Source organism: Aeromonas sp. MaB10011B (assembly GCF_017939325.1).
Lineage (GTDB): Bacteria > Pseudomonadota > Gammaproteobacteria > Enterobacterales > Aeromonadaceae > Aeromonas > Aeromonas caviae.
The window spans coordinates 1-1,486 of the sequence record NZ_JAGKRK010000028.1; the positions used below are offsets into that span (position 1 = coordinate 1).

2 tRNA genes and 1 rRNA gene are annotated in these 1,486 nt (G+C 50.1%); all 3 read right to left on the reverse strand.

The features are described 5' to 3' along the window. Positions 1-919: ribosomal RNA gene (locus J9893_RS09465) — 23S ribosomal RNA — on the reverse strand; the annotation flags it as partial. Positions 920-1,155: 236 nt separating this feature from the next. Continuing rightward, positions 1,156-1,231: transfer RNA gene (locus J9893_RS09470), tRNA-Ala, on the reverse strand. A 10-nt stretch (positions 1,232-1,241) separates the two neighbouring features. After that, positions 1,242-1,318, reverse strand: a tRNA-Ile gene (locus J9893_RS09475). Between the last annotated feature and the right edge of the window lie 168 nt (positions 1,319-1,486).

Below are 1,486 nucleotides of genomic sequence, written 5' to 3' on the forward strand. Positions count from 1 at the left end.
TACTTACTGGTATTCGGAGTTTGCATGGGGTTGGTAAGTCGGGATGACCCCCTAGCCCAAACAGTGCTCTACCCCCAGTAGTATTCGTCCGAGGCGCTACCTAAATAGCTTTCGGGGAGAACCAGCTATCTCCGAGTTTGATTGGCCTTTCACCCCCAGCCACAGGTCATCCCCTAACTTTGCAACGTTAGTGGGTTCGGTCCTCCAGTTGATGTTACTCAACCTTCAACCTGCCCATGGCTAGATCACCCGGTTTCGGGTCTACACCTTGCAACTAGACGCCCAGTTAAGACTCGGTTTCCCTACGGCTCCCCTATACGGTTAACCTCGCTACAAAATGTAAGTCGCTGACCCATTATACAAAAGGTACGCAGTCACCCCGAAGGGCTCCCACTGCTTGTACGTACACGGTTTCAGGTTCTATTTCACTCCCCTCACAGGGGTTCTTTTCGCCTTTCCCTCACGGTACTGGTTCACTATCGGTCAGTCAGGAGTATTTAGCCTTGGAGGATGGTCCCCCCATATTCAGACAGGATGTCACGTGTCCCGCCCTACTCGATTTCACATCAAGGTTGTTTTCGTGTACGGGGCTATCACCCTGTATCGCCGGCCTTTCCAGGACCGTTCCACTAACTTCCAAGATGCTTAAGGGCTAATCCCCGTTCGCTCGCCGCTACTGAGGGAATCTCGGTTGATTTCTTTTCCTCGGGGTACTTAGATGTTTCAGTTCTCCCGGTTCGCCTCGCTACGCTATGTATTCACGCAGCGATACCTAGCTTATGCTAAGTGGGTTTCCCCATTCGGAAATCCGTGAGTCGTAATGTCTCTTACCGACTGCTCACGGCTTATCGCAGGTTAGTACGTCCTTCATCGCCTCTGACTGCCAAGGCATCCACCATGTACGCTTAGTCACTTAACCATACAACCCCAAGAAGTGTCGTCGAAACGACGCGACTTGTTGCTGTACAACAAGGACCAAATAAAATTTGGTTTTCGCCAAGAAGTTTCCAAAGCACTTGTAACAAATGTTTGAGAACTACTTTTTAAATCAGCTTTCCAGATTGTTAAAGAGCAAACTTCGTAAAGAAGTCAAAGGCATACATTGAACGAGATGTTCAACTCATGGCTTTGTCTTCTGACAAATACAGTACGATATGGTGGAGCTATGCGGGATCGAACCGCAGACCTCCTGCGTGCAAAGCAGGCGCTCTCCCAGCTGAGCTATAGCCCCGTAATCGAAGTGGTGGGTCTGAGTGGACTCGAACCACCGACCTCACCCTTATCAGGGGTGCGCTCTAACCACCTGAGCTACAGACCCACTTCGTGTACTGTCTCTAAACTTGAATCAAGGCAATCTGTGTGAACACTCAACAACTTCGTCATCATTAAGGTAAGGAGGTGATCCAACCCCAGGTTCCCCTAGGGTTACCTTGTTACGACTTCACCCCAGTCATGAATCACACCGTGGTAAACGCCCTCCCGAAGG